The following is a 17,074-nucleotide window of genomic DNA, read 5'->3' as shown; positions in this document are numbered from 1 at the left end:
TCGCTCCGACGGGACTCATTCTTGTTTGTCCTATCGCCCTTCGGGCTACTTGAGGACATTCCTCCCCCATTGGGGGAGGGGGACCGCGTAGCGGTGGAGGGGCCGGACGCCTCGCGACGTTTCCGGCTCCCCCTACCTTCAGCCCACGTCAGGCAGAGCGGTCTTCAGGTTCTCGGCGACCTTGTCGAGGAAGCCCTCGGTGGTCAGCCAGCCCTGTTGATCGCCGACCAGCAGCGCCAGATCCTTGGTCATGGCGCCGCTCTCGACGGTGTCCACGACCACCTTCTCCAGGGTCTCGGCGAAGGTCGCCAGGGCCGCGTTGTCGTCCAGCTTGGCCCGGTGCTTGAAGCCGCGCGTCCAGGCGAAGATCGAGGCGATCGAGTTGGTCGAGGTGGCCTCGCCCTTCTGATGCTGGCGATAGTGGCGGGTCACGGTGCCGTGGGCGGCTTCCGTCTCCAGCACCTTGCCGTCCGGCGTCATCAGGACCGAGGTCATCAGGCCCAGCGAGCCGAAGCCCTGCGCCACCACGTCCGACTGCACGTCGCCGTCATAGTTCTTGCACGCCCAGACGAAGCCGCCCGACCACTTCATGGCCGCCGCGACCATGTCGTCGATCAGACGGTGCTCGTAGGTCAGGCCCTTGGCCTTGAACTCGGCGGCGTAATGGGCGTCGAACACTTCCTGGAACAGGTCCTTGAAGCGGCCGTCATAGGCTTTCAGGATCGTGTTCTTGGTCGACAGATAGACCGGATAGTTGCGCTGCAGGCCATAGGCGAACGAGGCGTGGGCGAACTCGCGGATCGAGTCATCCTGGTTGTACATGGCCATGGCCACGCCGGCGCCGGGGGCCTTGTAGACCTCGTGCTCGATCACGGCGCCGTCTTCGCCGACGAACTTGATCGTCAGGACGCCCGGTCCGGGCATCAGGAAGTCGGTGGCCTTGTACTGGTCGCCGAAGGCGTGGCGGCCGACGACGATCGGCTGGGTCCAGCCGGGCACCAGGCGCGGCACGTTCGAGCAGATGATCGGCTCGCGGAAGACCACGCCGCCCAGGATGTTGCGGATGGTGCCGTTGGGCGACTTCCACATCTTCTTCAGGCCGAACTCGGCGACGCGCGCTTCGTCAGGCGTGATGGTGGCGCACTTGACGCCGACGCCGTGCTTCTGGATCGCGTGGGCCGCGTCGATCGTCACCTGGTCGTCGGTGGCGTCGCGGTGCTCCATGCCCAGGTCGTAGTAGTCCAGTTCGAGATCCAGGAACGGGAAGACCAGCTTGTCCTTGATCATCTGCCAGATGATGCGGGTCATTTCGTCGCCGTCGATGTCGACGATGGGGTTTTCGACCTTGATCTTGGCCATGCGTGCGGTCCGCCTGTGACTGTGGGGAAGGAATGTCGTGGCGGGGATATAGCGGGGCGGGCCGCTCACGCAAACCCCGTGGTCCGCTAAGCCTGCCGCGAAAAAACCTTCTGCGGCCACGCTGAACCCATCCGGGCCTTTCGGCTTGTTCCTGGCCCTGCAATGACGATGGACGGCCCAATGACGGATGAAGAGCGTGACATGGTCGAGCGGTGGGTCCGGACCTTCTGCGAGCCGCCGCCCGTGATCGATGCGGAACTGATGGGACGGCTGATCGCTGAACAGCAAGCCAGACCGCAAGGAGCCCAGCCATGCCAGACAAGACATTCAAGGCCGGCGACCGCGTAAAGTGGGACCACAGCCAAGGCACGACGACCGGCAAGGTGGTCAAGAAGGTCACCGCTGAAACCCACATAAAGGGTCACAAGGTGGCGGCGTCGCCCGACAATCCCGAGTATATCGTCGAGAGCGCCAAGACCGGCGCGCGCGCGGCGCACAAGCCGTCGGAGCTGAAAAAGGCATGAGAACTCCCGGCCTGTCTGGCGACGTCGCCCGCACTCCGCTTGTCATGGCGGCGCTCGCCGTCTCCGCCCTTGCGGTCGCCGGGTGCGGCGACAAGGATTCGGCCAAGAAGACCGTCGCGCCTCAGGCCGCCTCGCCCGCCGCCCTGGCGTCCGCTGCTGCTGCGCCGGTGCTGCAGATCACCAGCGAGACCAGACAGTTCCGCGACTGGAGCGCCACCTGCAGCAATGACGGGACGTGCTGGGCGTTTGGGTTCACATCGGGGAACAATGGAGGCTGGGTTCGTATCGCCTTGGCGCCCGGCCCGGACGTCCAGCCCGAGGTCATGTTCGGCTATTGGCCTGACGACGCCGTCAAGGCGTCAAACCAGATCGCACTGACGATCGACGGTCGCGCCTTTGCGGCGACGCTGGGCGACGCCAGCCAGGACGATGCGCCGATCGGCGAAATCCGCACGGACACGCGCCCTGTGATCGACGCTGTGGCGCAGGGCAAGGTCATGACCATTCGCGGCGCCTCGACCCAGGATGTATCCCTGCACGGCGCCGCCGCCGCCCTGCTGTGGATCGACGAGAAACAGGGCCGTCTGAGCACGACCACGGCCCTGATCCGGCGCGGCGACAAGCCCGCATCTATCGTGCCCGTCGCCCCGCCCCTGCCTGTCGTCACCGCCGCGCCGGCCGTCAGCCAGGCGGGCTTCGGCGATGTGAACCAGACCGTGCCCGCCGCCCTTCGCAGCCGCACCGAGGTCGGAAACTGCCTGAAGGAGTCGGCCATGCCGGCGGTCAGCGACATGGTCATGTCCGCCCGACTGGACGCGCGCACAGAACTGTGGGGCGTGCCTTGCGGCTCGGGCGCCTATAACCTCAGCCACAACTGGTATGTCACGGGGCCGGGCGGTCGCGATCCTCGGCCTGCGGTTCTAGCCGGAACCAGCGGACCCGGCGCCGATCCGGTGCGACCGGACAATGTGACCGTCAACGGCGAATACGACCCCACCAGCCGCACCCTGTCCGCCTTCGCCAAGGCGCGCGGCATCGGCGACTGCGGCACACACCAGACCTGGGCCTGGACGGGGGATCGCTTCACCTTGACCGAGGAAAGCTCGATGGGCGAATGCGCCGGCGTCCCCTCCGACTTCTGGCCGGTCGCCTGGCGCACGCGGTGAACGACCCCGAGGTCCTGATCGTCGGCGCCGGGCCGGCCGGCCTGACGGCGGCGACCTATCTGGGACGGTTTCGCAGGCGCACCCTGGTGATCGACGCCGGCGAACCGCGCGCCTGCTGGATCCCTGTCAGCCACAATATGCCGGGCTTTCCCGCGGGCATCGGCGGTTCGGACATTCTGAAACGGATGCGCGAGCAGGCCGAAGAATACGGCGCGCTCGTCACGCCGGGCCGGGTCGAGACCCTGGCCCATGACGGCGAGGGCTTCGTCGCCCAGGTCGAAGGCCGCACCATCCGCGCCCGCGCCGTCTTGCTGGCGACCGGCGTCGTCGATCATCATCCTGATCTGCCGGGCGTCGAGCGCGCCGTGCAGCGGTCGCTGGTCCGGGTCTGTCCCATTTGCGACGGCTATGAGGCGACCGGCAAGACCGTCGCCGTCATCGGCCACAGCGACAAGGGCGCGCGCGAAGCGGCTTTCATGCGCACCTATTCCGACCGGGTGACGCTGATCCATATCGGCCCGCCCGACGCGCTGAGCCGCCGCGACGAGCTGGAACGGCTGGACGTCGAACTGATCTTCGCGCCGCTGGAAGCGGTTGCAATCGAACAGGACCGGGTGACCGCCCTGACCTGGGGCGGCCAGACCCGGGCCTTCGACCTCGTCTATTCGGCGTTGGGAACCTCGCCCAATGCAGAGCTGGCGAAGGGGCTCGGCGCCGGTCTGTCAGACGACGGACGGCTTGAGGTCGATCTGCACCAGGCGACCAGCGTGCCGGGGCTCTACGCCGCCGGCGACGTGGTGCGCGGCCTCAACCAGATCGCCGTGGCGACGGCAGAGGCCGCCGTCGCCGCCACCGACATCCACAACCGCCTGCGCCGCATCGACGGCCTGACCGTCGCTGACTAGGCCTTCCCACTCACGATCCGTTCCAGCACCGCCAGCGGGAGCGAGCCGTTCTCCAGCACCTTGTCGTGGAAGGCGCGTAGATCGAAGCCGGGCTTGGCCTCCGCCTCCTTGCGCAGGCGGGCTATGACGGTGTGTCCGACCTTGTAGGAGCAGGCCTGACCGGGCCAGACGCAGTAGCGGTTGATTTCGCTGTTCGACGCGTCCAGCGGCTTGGCGCCCGAGGCCGCCATGTAGTCGACCGCCTGTTCGCGGCTCCAGCGCTCGGAATGCAGGCCGGTGTCCACCACCAGACGCACGGCCCGGAACAGATAGGACATCAGGAAGCCGACCCGGCCCAGCGGATTGGTCGCATAGACGTCCAGATCGTTGGCCGCCACCGCCTCGGCATACAGCGCCCAGCCCTCGTTGTAGGCCGAGAAGCCGCCCGCCCGCCGCCACTGAGGCAGCTCGCCGGACTCGCGCTGAAGCGCCACCTGAAGGTGATGTCCCGGCGACGCCTCGTGATAGGTCAGGGTTGGCAGGGCGAAACGCGGCCAGTTCCCACTGTCGCGCAGGTTGATGTAATAGGCGCCCGGTCGCGAGCCATCCAGCGGCGGTCCCTGGTAATAGCCGCCCGGCGCGCCCGACTGAATCGACACCGGCACGCGCCGGATCTCGACGTGCGACTTGGGCAGGCGGCCGAACACCTGCGGCAGCTTGGGCTCCAGATCGGCGACCAGCTGGTTCAGCCAGGCCAACAGCTCCGCCTTGCCCGCGTCGGTGTTGGCGAACAACTGGGCCGGCTCCTTGTTCAGGGCCTGGATGCGTTCGCCGACGGTGCCCTGGGTATAGCCCTGCGCCTTCAGTATGGCGTCGATCTCGGCGCTGATCTCGGCGACCTGTTCGCGGCCCAGGGCGTGGATCTCCTTGGCCGACAGGGTGGTGGTCGTATTGGCCTTCAGCCCGGCCGCATAGAAGGCCTCGCCGTCCGGCAAACGCCAGACCCCCGCGTCATGGGTCGCACGGGGGCGTAGGGCTTCCAGCGCCGCGATCTGGGCGGTCAGGGCCGGCTTGACCTTCTGGTCCACGATGGCGGCGGCGCGGGCGTCATAGCCGGTCAGGTTCAGCCCGCCCGTCTTGCGCGCCAGCGACTTCAGCATGGCCATGTCGGCGGCGGGCGTATCGCGCAGGGTGCGGATCTGCGGCAGCATCCGGTCGATGATGAAGTCGGGCGGGATGACGCCGAGCGCCGCGTCTTCCTGGACCTTGGCCGTCTCGCCCTCCAGCACGCCCGAGAAGGCCTCCAACCGCGACAGGAACGCGTCGCCGCCCGCCGCGTCCCCGATCCGGTGCTGGTTGTCCAGGAAGTCCGGCGTGCTGAAATAGGCGCCCGACAGCTGGGTCACGATATAGGGCGACGGCCGTCCCGGCCCCGCCCCATAGTCGAAGCGCGCCGTCTGGGCCGCCGTCTCCGCGCCAAAGGCGGCGATGGCGTAGTTCAGCGTCCCGGCCGGCGACAGGCCGGCCTGATCAAAGCCGCTCAGCTGGCCCCAGCGGGTCACGGCCTTCGCGCGATCCTTGCGAATGGCGTCCGGTCCCGCCTCGCTGAGTTTCGACGACAGGCCTGCCCGCGCGCCGCGGTCCAGGCCCAGGTTGGTGGCGCGTTCGGGGCTCTCGTCGATGTCCGCCTCGAACCAGCCGTCCAGCAGGCTGTTCAGCCGCCCATCCGCATCGGTCGAGGCGGTTTGGGCCTGGGCCAGAGAGGGCGCGACTGCGGCTGTAGCTGCGGCGGTCAGCAGAAGGCGGCGACGATCGATCATGCAACGGACTTTCTACGGAGGGGATCGCGCCGCGCCGACGCGTCCCTGCGGATCTTGGACTTCGGCCCGGCGCAGCCGGCGGCGTCTTCGTCAGGCCTGGGTCGTGACCCAGCCGTCCACGATCCGCTCCAGCACCGACAGCGGCACGCCGCCGGCGGCCAGGGCCGTGTCGTGGAAGCCCTTGATGTCGAACTTGGACCCCAGGCTCGTCTTGGCCTTTTCGCGCAGGCGGACCCATTCGTTGTGCCCGACCTTGTAGGCGCAGGCCTGGCCTGGCCAACCGCAATAGCGTTCGACCTCGGACGTCGCCGCGCCTTCCTGATCGCCATAGGCCTCCATCATGTAGCGGATGCCCTGTTCGCGGCTCCAGCCCTTGGAGTGGATGCCGGTGTCGACCACCAGGCGGGCGGCGCGGAACATCAGCGATTGCAGATAGCCGATCTGGCCCACCGGATCGTTCTCATAGGCGCCCAGCTCGTCGGCCAGCTGTTCGGCGTACAGGCCCCAGCCCTCGACATAGCTGGAGAAGCCCAACAGGTTCATCAGCAGGGGCGCGGACGGGCTCTCCTGTTGCAGGCTGATCTGCAGATGGTGGCCCGGCGTGGCCTCGTGGTAGGTCAGGGTCGGCAGGGTCCAGGACGGCCATTCCGCCGTGTCCTTCAGATTGATCCAGTAGATGCCGGGCCGCGTGCCATCCAGGCTGGGCGAGTTGTAATAGCCCATGGGCGCGCCGGCCTCGATTTCGGGCGGGACGCGCTTGATCTCGACCTTGGCCTTGGGCAGGCGGCCAAAGGCGTTCGGCAGCCGGCCCTGCATGTCGGCCATCTGGGCGTTCAGCTTGTCGATCAGCTCGGCCTTGCCGGCGTCGGTGTTGGCGTAGACATATTTGGGATCGTCCCCCAGGGCCTTGATCCGCTCGGCGACCGAGCCCTGCGTCAACCCTTGCGCCTTCAGCAGCACATCGGCGCGCGCCGTCAGATCGGCCATCTGCTCGACGCCGGTGCGGTGGATCTCGTCGGCCGTCAGCCGGGTCGTGGTGATATAGTGCAGGCTGTTGGCGTAATACTGCTCGCCCTGCGGCAGGCGGCGCACCGAGGCCTCGTGGACGGCGTTCGGCTGGGCGGCCTTCAGCACGGCGTTCTGGGCGGCCAGGGCCGGATAGACCCGCTCGGTCACCAGGCGCTCGACCTGAGCGCCCCAGTCGCCGGTCAGCCCCTTGGCGCGAGCCCGATCGACGACCGACTGCACCAGGGGCGAGGTCGCCGCCGGGGTCGCCAGGAAGCCCTCCTGCTGGCGGATCGCCTTGGCCAGGATGAAGTCGGGCGGGATGACGCCGAGCGCATATTCCTCCTTCACCCGGTCCGTCTCGGCCAGCAGCACGTCGGCGAAGGCGTTGACGCGCGCCACATAGGCATCGGCGTCGGCGGCCGTCTCTATGGTGTGCTGGTTGGCCAGAAAGTCCGGCGTGGACTGATAGGCGCCGCCCTGTTGGCTGACCCGATACGGATTGGGCCAGCCGCCCTGGCCATAGGGGATGTCGAAGGTGGCGATCACCCCGTCCAGGTTCTGCGCCAGGCTGTCGTAATAGTTGGCGTTGCGCGCATCCAGCTTGGTGCGGTCGATCCGGGCCAGTTCGGCGCGCTGGCGACGCATGAAGGCGCGTTGGTCGTCTTCCTCAGCGCGGGTGGGCGCGGTCAGTTTCGACTTGGCTGCGGCGCGGTCGCCCTTGTCCAGGCCGAACATGGTGACGACCTCGGGGCTCTTGTCCAGCGTCTGCTCGAACGTGGCGTCCATGAAGGTCTTGAGCTGGGCGGCGGCGTCACCCTGAGCAGCGGACGCCTGTCGGGCGAAGGCGGGACCGCCCACGGCGACGAGACCGGCGCCCAGCGCGGCGGACTGAAGAAGACGACGACGATCGAACATGGAAAGGCCCCTAGAAATTGGATGGGGCAATGGAGACCGCAGGCGCGGGCGCGGCAAGTGAAATTCCAGACAGGCCCCGATCTCTGCATGGTGTGGCCAAAGAAAAAGGCCCGGCGGAGCGATCCGCCGGGCCTCTTCAGTCTTGGTTGTGAGGTCGCTTAGTCGCGACGACGACGTCCGCGATCGCCACCGCGATCACCGCCGCCTTCGCGCTTGGGACGGCCGCCGGTGTCGTCCGACAGAGGCTCTTCGCCACGCTCGGCGCGTTCGGCGTTGATCTTGTCGGTCAGGTCTTCACCCGTGGTCTGATCGACGATCTTCATCGACAGCTTGGTCTTGCCGCGATCGTCGAAGCCCAGGAACTTGACCTTCACTTCTTGGCCTTCCGACAGGACGTCGGCCGGGTTGGCGACGCGTTCCAGAGCGATCTGGGACACGTGGACCAGGCCATCCTTGGCGCCGAAGAAGTTCACGAAGGCGCCGAAGTCGACGACCTTCACGACCTTGCCGGAGTAGATGGTGCCGACTTCCGGCTCCGAGGCGATGGACTGGATCCAGGCCTTGGCGGCGTCAATCTTCTCCTGGTCGTTGGCGGCGACCTTGATGGTGCCGTCATCGCCGATGTCGATCTTGGCGCCCGTCTTCTCGACGATCTCGCGGATGACCTTGCCGCCCGAACCGATCACTTCACGGATCTTGTCGACCGGGATCTTGACCGTTTCGATCTTGGGAGCGTGCTCGCCCAGTTCGGTGCGCGGCGCGTCCATGGCCTTGGACATCTCGTCCAGGATGTGGAGGCGACCAGCCGAAGCCTGCGTCAGAGCCTGTTCCATGATCTCCTTGGTGATGCCGGCGACCTTGATGTCCATCTGAAGGCTGGTGATGCCTTCCGACGTGCCGGCGACCTTGAAGTCCATGTCGCCCAGGTGATCTTCGTCACCCAGGATGTCGGACAGGATGGCGAACTCGCCCGACGGCTCCAGGATCAGGCCCATGGCGATGCCCGAGACCGGACGGATCAGCGGAACGCCCGCGTCCATCAGAGCCAGCGAAGCGCCGCAGACCGTGGCCATCGAGGACGAGCCGTTCGAACTCGGTGATCTCGGAGACCAGACGGATGGTGTAGGGGAAGTCTTCCTTGGTCGGCAGCATCGGACGAACCGCGCGCCAGGCCAGCTTGCCGTGACCGATCTCGCGACGGCCGGGCGAACCCATGCGGCCCGCTTCACCCACCGAATAGGGAGGGAAGTTGTAGTGCAGCAGGAAGCTCTCTTTGTACGTGCCCGACAGGCTGTCGATATACTGTTCGTCCTCGCCGGTGCCGAGCGTGGCGACGACCAGGGCTTGGGTTTCGCCACGCGTGAACAGGGCCGAACCGTGGGTGCGCGGCAGGACGCCGACTTCCGACACGATGGCGCGGACCTTGTCGAGGGCGCGGCCGTCGACGCGGTGTGCGTTCTCGATGATGTCGCGACGCAGGACCTCGGCTTCGCATTCCTTGAAGGCGGCCGAGAACTTGGAGCCGTCGACGCCGTCGGGGTTCTCGTCGGTCTTCACCAGCTTGGCGGCGGCGGTCTTCTTGGCCGCGTCGACGCCCGAGCGGCGGTCGTACTTGCCGGCATGGGTGTAGGCGGCCTTGATGTCTTCGCCGACCAGCGACTTGATCGAGGCGACGACGCCCGAGTGATCTTCGGCCTGGAAGTCGAAGGGCTCCTTGGCGGCGTGTTCGGCCAGTTCGATGATGGCGTCGATCACCGGCTGCATGCCCGCGTGCGCGAACATCAGGGCTTCCAGCATCTTCTCTTCCGACAGCTCCTTGGCTTCGGATTCGACCATCATCAGGGCGTCCTGGGTGCCGGCGACCACCAGGTCGAGGTCCGAGGTCGCGATCAGGTCGATGTGCGGGTTCAGCACCAGCTCGCCGTCGATCAGGCCGACGCGTGCGGCGCCGATGGGGCCCATGAAGGGCACGCCCGAGATGGTCAGGGCGGCCGAGGCGGCAACCAGGCCGACGATGTCCGGGTCGTTCTCCATGTCGTGCTGCAGCACGGTCACGACGACCTGGGTCTCGTTCTTGAAGCCCTTGACGAACAGCGGGCGGATCGGACGGTCGATCAGGCGGGAAACCAGGGTTTCCTTCTCGGTCGGACGGCCTTCACGCTTGAAGTAGCCACCCGGGATCTTGCCGGCGGCGAAGGTCTTTTCCTGATAGTTGACCGTCAGGGGGAAGAAATCCAGGCCGGGCTTAGGCGAGCGGCCATAGACGACGGTGGCCAGAACCACGGTCTCGCCGTAGGTCGCCAGCACGGCGCCGTCGGCCTGGCGGGCGATGCGGCCCGTTTCCAGGGTCAGCGGGCGGCCGGCCCAGTCGATCGTCTTGCGTTTGATGTCGAACATATTTCGTCTTTCGTATCCCGGACGGCGTATTCCGCGCGGGGTCCCATCATTGGGGGTGGATGCGTCGGGCGTTCAGTCCTCGGCTCCGGGGGTCGCCGCGCCATCGCGGAAGACCCGATTGAGAGCCGGCATGGCCCTCGCATCTGCGCCGGCAAATTCCGCGGCGCGCGGCAGTCTCTAGTCGCACAACGAGGCGCGGACGTGACCGTCCGCGCCTCGAAAGCGTATTCTACACTGATCCGACGCCTTAGCGGCGCAGGCCCAGCTTGGCGATGAGCGCCTGGTAGCGACCGGCGTCGACCTTGGTGAGGTGGTCGAGCAGGCGGCGACGTTGCGACACCATCTTCAGAAGGCCACGACGCGAGTGGTTGTCCTTCTTGTGGGTCTTGAAGTGTTCGGTGAGGTTGGCGATGCGTTCCGACAGGATCGCGACCTGAACCTCGGCCGAGCCGGTGTCGCCAGCGGTGCGGGCGTTATCGGCGATGATCTCGTGCTTGCGTTCAGCAGTAACCGACATCGAAGAGTCCTTTCTTGGCCTATCGCGCTTTGCGCTACTTGAGGCCGTGAGGTCTCGGCCCTTGCCGAATGGCGCGGGCCTAGAGGTTGAAAACGCGGTCGGGTTCTAACCGGCCGGCCCGCAACTGACAGAGGGCGACGAGGGTCTGGCCCTGAAAGGCTGAAACCGTGCGCGAACCGCCGATAAGGCGATCCTTGAGGGTTTCCACCTGACGGGGGAGCAGAACGATCGGGCGTCCCTGCCGAAGCGAGAAGGCGTCCTGTTCCGTCACGGCCAGCTCCGGGATGTCGTCCAGGGCGGTCGCAACGGCAAGCAAGCCTTCCGAGGCGGCGCCCCTATGCACCATTTCCTCCAGAGAATCCAGAGTGACGGCGTTTTGCGTGCTGAACGGCCCGACCAGTTCGCGCCGCAGGGCCGACACATGACCCTCGGCGCCCAGCACGACGGCCAGGTCGCGCGCCAGCGAGCGGACATAGACGCCCTTGCCCGTGCGGATGGTCAGTTCGACATGGTCGGCGTCCGGCGCATCCGAAATCTCGGCCGAATGGATGGTCACGCGCCGCGCCTGCAGCTCGAATTCCACCCCGTCGCGGGCCAGGTCATAGGCGCGGGCGCCGTCCACCTTGATTGCCGAGAAGCGCGGCGGCGTCTGATCGATTTCGCCCACGAACGCCGGCAGCGCCGCCTTCACCTGATCGACCGTGGGCCGCACGTCGGAACGGCCGATGATCTCGCCCTCGCGATCCACGCTGTCGGTCGAGACGCCCCAGTTGATGGTGAAGCGATAGACCTTCTGCGCCTCCATCATCATCGGCACGGTCTTGGTCGCCTCGCCTAGAGCGATGGGCAGGATGCCGCTGGCCAGTGGGTCAAGCGTTCCGGCATGACCGGCCTTCTGGGCGTTGAACAGGCGGCGGATGCGGCTGACCGCCTCGGTCGATCCCATCTCGAACGGTTTGTCCAGGCAGACCCAGCCGTCGACGATGTCGCCCTTCTTCTTGCGGGCCATCTAAATCCTCCACCGCGCAGCGGGGGAGGGGGACCGCGAAGCGGTGGAGGGGGCGGACGCAAGGCCGGTGTCTGGGGTCGCCCCCTCCACCACACTGCGCGCGGTCCCCCTCCCCCGTGAAGGACGGGGGAGGATCATTAGGCGTCGTCCCCTTCGTCGTCGCGGGCCGCCAGGTCGGCCTGGATGCGCGGATCGGCGAACAGCTTGTCCATGTGGTTGGCGGCGCCGAAGCTCTCGTCGTGGCGGAAGCGCAGGTCGGGCGTGAACTTCATGTCCAGCCGCCGGCCCAGCTGACCGCGGATGAACTTGGCGTGGACGTTCAGGGCCTTGATGATCTCGCTCTCATGGCCGTTGGTCGGCGCGGCCTCGACGCCGGCGCCCAGGGGTTCGACGAAACAGGTGGCGTGTTTCAGGTCCGGCGACAGGCGAACCTCGGTCACGGTGATGGACACGTCGGCCAGGGCATCGTCGCGGATGTCCTCCTCGCGCAGGATGTCGACCAGGGCGTGACGGATCAGTTCGCCGGCGCGCAGCTGGCGCTGGCTGGGCGCTTTTCCTGCCGGGCTGGCGCTGAAGGAACTGCGGGTAAATTGCTTGTGGGCCATCGGCCTCTCCTTCTTGTTCGCCCGCCGGGGCTCGGACCCGGCCGGATAAGCGAAAGTCGGGCGGTCTAGTCTCGTGGCGGCCTCATGTCCAGTTTTCGCTCCCGTTCGGCCGCCCGCACGGATCGCATCACCTCGGCCGAGGTGATCGACTGGACCGGGCGGACAGAAACCCCGCCGGCGTTCAGCACTCCGGCCGTCCAGTGGTTGCACAGATGCAGGATGGAAAAGGTCTCGCGACTGGCGAAGAAGCGGGCGTCGTCGCCCGGCCGGGCCGCCGCTACGCGCGGCGCGCCGTCCGACAGGTCGAGCGACGCCTCCACGCGGGCGGCCAGGCGGTCGAACTGAACCCGCGTCAGGGTCAGGGTGGCGCTGTCCTCGCCATAGCTGAGGCGTGGATCGGCAGCCACGGGATCCAGCATGACGACGGAAGGGTTGCCGGGGCGAAAGAAGGCGCGGACCCCGTCGGGCAGCCGATCTGCGATCGGGCTCTGGTCCACATAGAACCGAGCGTCGCCCCAGCCGATCAGAACCCAGTCGCCGGGCGCCAGCCCCGCAACCGTGCGCGCCAGAGGACCGCCGCGTCGCACCAGCGCCTCGCGCGGCACGGCCAGATCGGTATGAAATCCGTTGTCGAGCACCTGAACAACGACGGTCTCCGGCGCGTCGGAGGGCGTCGCATCGCCCGGTTTCGTCCAGGTCAGCAGCGCCGCCACTGCCCCGATCATTGCGGCCAGCACCAGCCCCCGCATCACCGGCTCAAGTCCATAACCGCGCAAAGCCGATCATCGGGCGTCAGTGCGCCCGGCGGCGGCCCCTGCCGGACAGGCATCATGACGACGCCGTCGCGCCGCACCGCCAGCGCAAGCCAGCCGACGGGATGACCCGCGCAAAGCCGGGTGTCGTCTTCGGCCGTCACGCGACGGATCTCGATCTGCGCCTGGGTCGGCACGATCATAACGTCGGCGAAGAGGGTGGAGACGCTGGCCCGCCGATCTGCCGCGACCAGTCGATGCGGCTCCGATGTCAGTGTCCCGCCCGTGCCGGTCGACAGCGCGCCGCCCTCGATCTCGATCACCAGCGTCGATCCGGCCGTGGCGTATCGGCCGGCCAGCACCGCGTCCCCGACCTCGACCCGGCCGGACGGGCGATGCGGCGTGGGGTCATCCGTCGGTTCGATCAGGCGATGCACCGCCGGCTCCACCACCAGCGCCCCCAGCATGAACAGGGCGAAGGCCCCGAAGCCGACCGCCACGATCCATTTCAGCGATGGCGGGGCGGTCACGCTCATGCGGCCAGTCTAGAGGAACAGGGGTTGAGGAATGGTCACCCGCTCCTCAGGGTCTTTAGTTGCGGCTTGGACGACGCGTCGGGTCGGTCAGCTGGAACAGTCGCGCCGACAGGTTCGACGCCGGCTGCAACGCCGTCAGCTGGGTGCGGGTGCGCGCCCCTTGCGGATCGGTGATGGTCCATTCCTGCAGGCGCATCGGATTGCCCGCAAAGGCCAGGATCACCTGTCCGTCGTTCGGACGATTGGCGTCGCGCGCGGTGATGGCGAAGGCGCCGGACGCCATCCGCGTCACGCGCTCGATGCGGACGCCCTGGTCCAGCCGGACGTTGCGCGCCAGGAAGGTGGACAGGGGCGTGCGGCCCAACGGCACTTGCTGGAAATTGTTCAGGCGTGGGTCGTAGCGTTTGACATTATAGCCGTCCGACACGACCAGGAGGCCGGCCGGGTTGGTGTATTCGAACCGCATCTTGCCCGGACGCTGCAGATAGAACCGCCCCTGGCGGGTCTGGCCGCCCGGACCTGTCTCGGTGAAAGTCCCCTGCGCCGAGGTCAGGGCCTGCAGATAGCCCTGCGCCTGCTGAACCGCCGCGCGGTCTTCGGCCGAAAGGTTTGATTGCGCCTGCGCGGCGTCGAACACGCCCAGGGCGGCGAACCCGGTCAGCAGGCCTGCGCCCAGCAGCAGGCTGCGGCGCTGAAGGTCGGTCGGAGCGATGGCGAGCGTCTTGGAGGTCATGAAGTCCGTCTCCCGTTCGGGATGGTTGTCGATCCTGCCGTCTTGCCCGGTCGGCTTGGCGTCGGAATGACGCGAGCCTGACCATATTCCGGCGCTGCGATGAAGCCTTGTTCATCGAAATGCTGAAGCTTGGGAGAGATAGCGGGGTGGAGAACGGACATTGGCGAGGACGGTTGCATGGCGTCTCCTCCCCATCTCGATGGGGAGGGGGACCGCGCGAAGCGGGGTGGAGGGGCTCTTGACGTCCCACAGGCGACTGTAATGCGGTGAAGAGCCCCTCCGTCACAGCGCGAAGCCGCGCCGCGCCACCTCCCCGCAAAGCATGGAGGAGACGGGTGTTCTCACACCATCGGCGGCGGGCCGGCCAGCACGTCGCGCTTGCCGGCGTGGTTGGCGGGGCTGACCACACCTTCCTGTTCCATCCGCTCGATCAGGGAGGCTGCGCGGTTGTAGCCGATCTGGAGGCGCCGCTGGACGTAGGAGGTCGAGGCCTTGCGGTCGCGGGTGACCACGGCGACCGCGCGGTCATAGAGGTCGTCGCCCGAGCCGCCCGCGCCGCCGTCATCCATGGCGCCGTCCGCGTCGCCGTCCGGCTCGTCGGTGATCAGGTCCAAATAGTCGGGCTCGGCCTGGGCCTTCAGATGCTTGCAGACGTCTTCGACCTCCTTGTCGTCGACGAACGGGCCGTGGAGGCGGGTGATGCGTCCGCCGCCGGCCATATAGAGCATGTCGCCCTGGCCCAGCAGTTGTTCGCCGCCCTGCTCGCCCAGGATGGTGCGGCTGTCGATCTTGGACGTGACCTGGAAGGAAATCCGGGTCGGGAAGTTGGCCTTGATGGTCCCGGTGATGACGTCTACCGACGGGCGTTGCGTCGCCATGATCAGGTGGATGCCCGCCGCCCGCGCCATCTGGGCCAGGCGCTGGACCGCGCCTTCTACGTCCTTGCCGGCGACGAGCATCAGGTCGGCCATTTCGTCCATGACCACGACCAGGAAGGGCAGGGGCTCGGGCCGGATCTTCTCGGACTCATAGACCGGGCGACCCTGACCGTCGAAGCCGGTCTGAACCGTGCGCTCGAAATGCTCGCCCTTCGCTTGAGCTTCGCGGGCGCGCTCGTTGTAGGAGGCGATGTTGCGCACGCCCAGCTTGGACATGCGGCGATAGCGATCCTCCATCTCGCGCACCGTCCATTTCAGGGCGACGACGGCCTTCTTCGGATCGGTGACGACGGGCGCCAGCAGGTGCGGAATGCCGTCATAGACCGACAGCTCCAGCATCTTGGGGTCGATCATGATGAAGCGGCATTCGGCCGGGCTGTGGCGATACAGGATCGACAGGATCATGGCGTTGACCCCGACCGACTTGCCCGAGCCGGTGGTGCCCGCGATCAGCAGGTGGGGCATCCGCGCCAGGTCGGCGACATAGGGTTCGCCGCCGATGGTCTCGCCCAGGGCCAGGGGCAGAAGATGGCCCTTCTTGTCGTATTCGGCGCTGGACAGCAGGTCGCGCAGATAGACGGTCTCGCGCTTGGCGTTGGGCAGTTCGATGCCGATGGCGTTGCGCCCCTGGACCACAGAAATTCGGCAGGCGCGGGCGGACATGGAACGGGCGATGTCGTCAGCCAGGGCCACCACGCGGCCGTGCTTCACGCCGGGCGCGGGGACCAGTTCATACAGAGTGACGACCGGGCCGGGGCGGATCTGATCGATCACGCCGCGCACGCCGAACTCCTGCAAGACGCCTTCCAGCATCTTGGCGTTCTGCTTCAGCGAATCCTCGTCGACCGCACCCACGCGCTGGGGGGGCTTGGTCAGTATGCCCAGCGGCGGCAGGTCGAAATCGCCCTCGGGCCGCACGAAGTCGAAGGCCTGCTGGTCCACGTCGTCCTTGCGAGCCTTGGGCGCCTTGACCGCAGCGACGCGCGGCTCGACAGGGCGGGCGGCCGACGGGCGCGGCGCGGGCTGGATGGCGTCGTCTTCCCAAGGCGGCAGGTCGTCATAGGCCGTCTGAGGTGTATCTGCGGGCGTGGCTTGCGAAGCCTCCTCGGGCGGGGGCGCAGCGCGGGGCGTGCGGGCCTTGGCCGGCGCCTTTTCGCGGGCAGGCTGGGCCGAAGCGCTGGGTGCGGCGGCCGGGCGCAGAGACTTGCCCCAATGCAGGGCGTCGATGAAGTCCATGGCGCGCAGGCCGATGGCGAACCCGACCAGCCAGAGGCCGACAATCAGAAAGATGACGCCGGCGATGACGCGTCCGCCGGGAATATGCAGGGCGCCGATCCCGCGCGCCGCCAGACCTGTGACCGCATCCCCCCACAGGCCGCCGAGGCCGGCCGCCAGGGGCCAGGCGGCCGGCGCGGCCAGAGCGGCCAAGGCGCTGGAGAGCAGAAGCACCCCGCCGGTCGCGGCCAGAGCCTTCAGCGGCGTGGGCTTGAGCCTTTGCTGGATCGCATCGCCGACCGCGCGGGCCAGGCCGAAGGCGACCAACAGCAGGGCGGCGGGCCAGGCGGCGAGGCCCAGCGACTGCATGAACAGATCGGCGAACAGGGCGCCGTTCGTTCCCAGCCAGTTGGTGGTCGGCAGGCTTGAGGCCGCATTCAGGCTGGCGTCCGCCGGATTCCACGACACCAGGGCGACCAGCAGCAGGGTCGCCAAAAGCGCCTGAAGCACCCCCCTGAACCGCACCACTAAGGGCGCGTCCCACAGGATGCGGGCGCTGATCCAGGCCTGACGGCCGATGACGAGGGCGGTGGACATGAAAGGCGTGACCTTCCGGGCGGCTGACGTTCAGCGGCCCTTGTCGCACCCTTAGGGTTAAGAGCGCATTTACCGGCTTGGCCTTGGACGTGCGGCTGC

Annotated in this window: 13 protein-coding genes and 1 pseudogene; 3 read left to right on the top strand and 11 right to left on the bottom strand. The window is 67.4% G+C overall.

Annotation, left to right across the window (positions count from 1 at the left end; translation table 11 throughout):
• Nucleotides 1–138: 138 nt before the first annotated feature.
• Nucleotides 139–1,359 carry an NADP-dependent isocitrate dehydrogenase gene (locus tag ACZZZD_RS10285; RefSeq protein ID WP_463434798.1) on the bottom strand — a complete coding sequence of 407 codons (1,221 nt, stop codon included), beginning with the start codon at nucleotides 1,357–1,359 and terminating at the stop codon, nucleotides 139–141.
• Between the two features lie 311 nt (nucleotides 1,360–1,670).
• Between ACZZZD_RS10285 and ACZZZD_RS10280 the strand changes: the two genes are divergently transcribed.
• The 3 genes from ACZZZD_RS10280 to ACZZZD_RS10270 are packed head-to-tail and all read left to right on the top strand — an operon-like array spanning nucleotide 1,671 to nucleotide 3,954.
• Nucleotides 1,671–1,883: a hypervirulence associated TUDOR domain-containing protein gene (locus ACZZZD_RS10280; protein WP_463434797.1), complete on the top strand. Its 213-nt coding sequence runs from the start codon at nucleotides 1,671–1,673 to the stop codon at nucleotides 1,881–1,883.
• Nucleotides 1,880–3,049, top strand: coding sequence for a DUF1176 domain-containing protein (locus ACZZZD_RS10275; RefSeq protein ID WP_463434796.1), 1,170 nt, complete (start codon nucleotides 1,880–1,882; stop codon nucleotides 3,047–3,049). Before ACZZZD_RS10280 ends, ACZZZD_RS10275 begins: the two co-directional genes overlap by 4 nt.
• Nucleotides 2,998–3,954, top strand: a complete 957-nt coding sequence (locus tag ACZZZD_RS10270) for an NAD(P)/FAD-dependent oxidoreductase (RefSeq protein ID WP_463434795.1) — start codon at nucleotides 2,998–3,000, stop codon at nucleotides 3,952–3,954. The genes ACZZZD_RS10275 and ACZZZD_RS10270 overlap by 52 nt, the downstream gene beginning before the upstream one ends.
• Here the strand turns inward: ACZZZD_RS10270 and ACZZZD_RS10265 are convergent.
• The 10 genes and pseudogenes from ACZZZD_RS10265 to ACZZZD_RS10220 all read right to left on the bottom strand — a co-directional run bounded on the left by ACZZZD_RS10265 (nucleotide 3,951) and on the right by ACZZZD_RS10220 (nucleotide 16,975).
• A complete protein-coding gene (locus tag ACZZZD_RS10265; protein ID WP_463434794.1) occupies nucleotides 3,951–5,753 on the bottom strand; it encodes a DUF885 domain-containing protein in 1,803 nt (600 codons plus the stop codon). The genes ACZZZD_RS10270 and ACZZZD_RS10265 overlap by 4 nt on opposite strands.
• A 90-nt stretch (nucleotides 5,754–5,843) precedes the next feature.
• Nucleotides 5,844–7,676: a DUF885 domain-containing protein gene (locus tag ACZZZD_RS10260; protein WP_463434793.1), complete on the bottom strand. Its 1,833-nt coding sequence runs from the start codon at nucleotides 7,674–7,676 to the stop codon at nucleotides 5,844–5,846.
• A gap of 158 nt (nucleotides 7,677–7,834) precedes the next feature.
• Nucleotides 7,835–10,073: pseudogene (pnp, locus tag ACZZZD_RS10255) on the bottom strand (polyribonucleotide nucleotidyltransferase).
• A 247-nt stretch (nucleotides 10,074–10,320) separates the two neighbouring features.
• Nucleotides 10,321–10,590 carry a 30S ribosomal protein S15 gene (gene rpsO / locus ACZZZD_RS10250; RefSeq protein ID WP_159847248.1) on the bottom strand — a complete coding sequence of 90 codons (270 nt, stop codon included), beginning with the start codon at nucleotides 10,588–10,590 and terminating at the stop codon, nucleotides 10,321–10,323.
• A gap of 79 nt (nucleotides 10,591–10,669) precedes the next feature.
• Nucleotides 10,670–11,599: a tRNA pseudouridine(55) synthase TruB gene (truB, locus tag ACZZZD_RS10245; protein ID WP_463434792.1), complete on the bottom strand. Its 930-nt coding sequence runs from the start codon at nucleotides 11,597–11,599 to the stop codon at nucleotides 10,670–10,672.
• A 137-nt stretch (nucleotides 11,600–11,736) separates the two neighbouring features.
• Nucleotides 11,737–12,204, bottom strand: a complete 468-nt coding sequence (gene rbfA, locus ACZZZD_RS10240; protein WP_463434791.1) for a 30S ribosome-binding factor RbfA — start codon at nucleotides 12,202–12,204, stop codon at nucleotides 11,737–11,739.
• A 65-nt stretch (nucleotides 12,205–12,269) separates the two neighbouring features.
• Nucleotides 12,270–12,980, bottom strand: coding sequence for a DUF2459 domain-containing protein (locus ACZZZD_RS10235; protein WP_463434790.1), 711 nt, complete (start codon nucleotides 12,978–12,980; stop codon nucleotides 12,270–12,272).
• Nucleotides 12,953–13,492, bottom strand: coding sequence for a hypothetical protein (locus ACZZZD_RS10230; protein ID WP_463434789.1), 540 nt, complete (start codon nucleotides 13,490–13,492; stop codon nucleotides 12,953–12,955). The genes ACZZZD_RS10235 and ACZZZD_RS10230 overlap by 28 nt, the downstream gene beginning before the upstream one ends.
• 55 nt (nucleotides 13,493–13,547) lie before the next feature.
• Entirely contained in the window at nucleotides 13,548–14,225 is a 678-nt protein-coding gene (locus ACZZZD_RS10225) for a LolA family protein (protein WP_463434788.1), read from the bottom strand.
• Nucleotides 14,226–14,566: 341 nt separating this feature from the next.
• Nucleotides 14,567–16,975 (bottom strand): FtsK/SpoIIIE family DNA translocase, encoded by a 2,409-nt coding sequence (locus tag ACZZZD_RS10220; protein ID WP_463434787.1) that lies wholly within the window; start codon nucleotides 16,973–16,975, stop codon nucleotides 14,567–14,569.
• Between the last annotated feature and the right edge of the window lie 99 nt (nucleotides 16,976–17,074).

It is taken from the genome of Brevundimonas sp. AC546 (assembly GCF_979258305.1).
The sequence above is the reverse complement of the archived record's forward strand: the minus strand, read 5'-3'. Positions and strand labels throughout refer to the sequence as shown.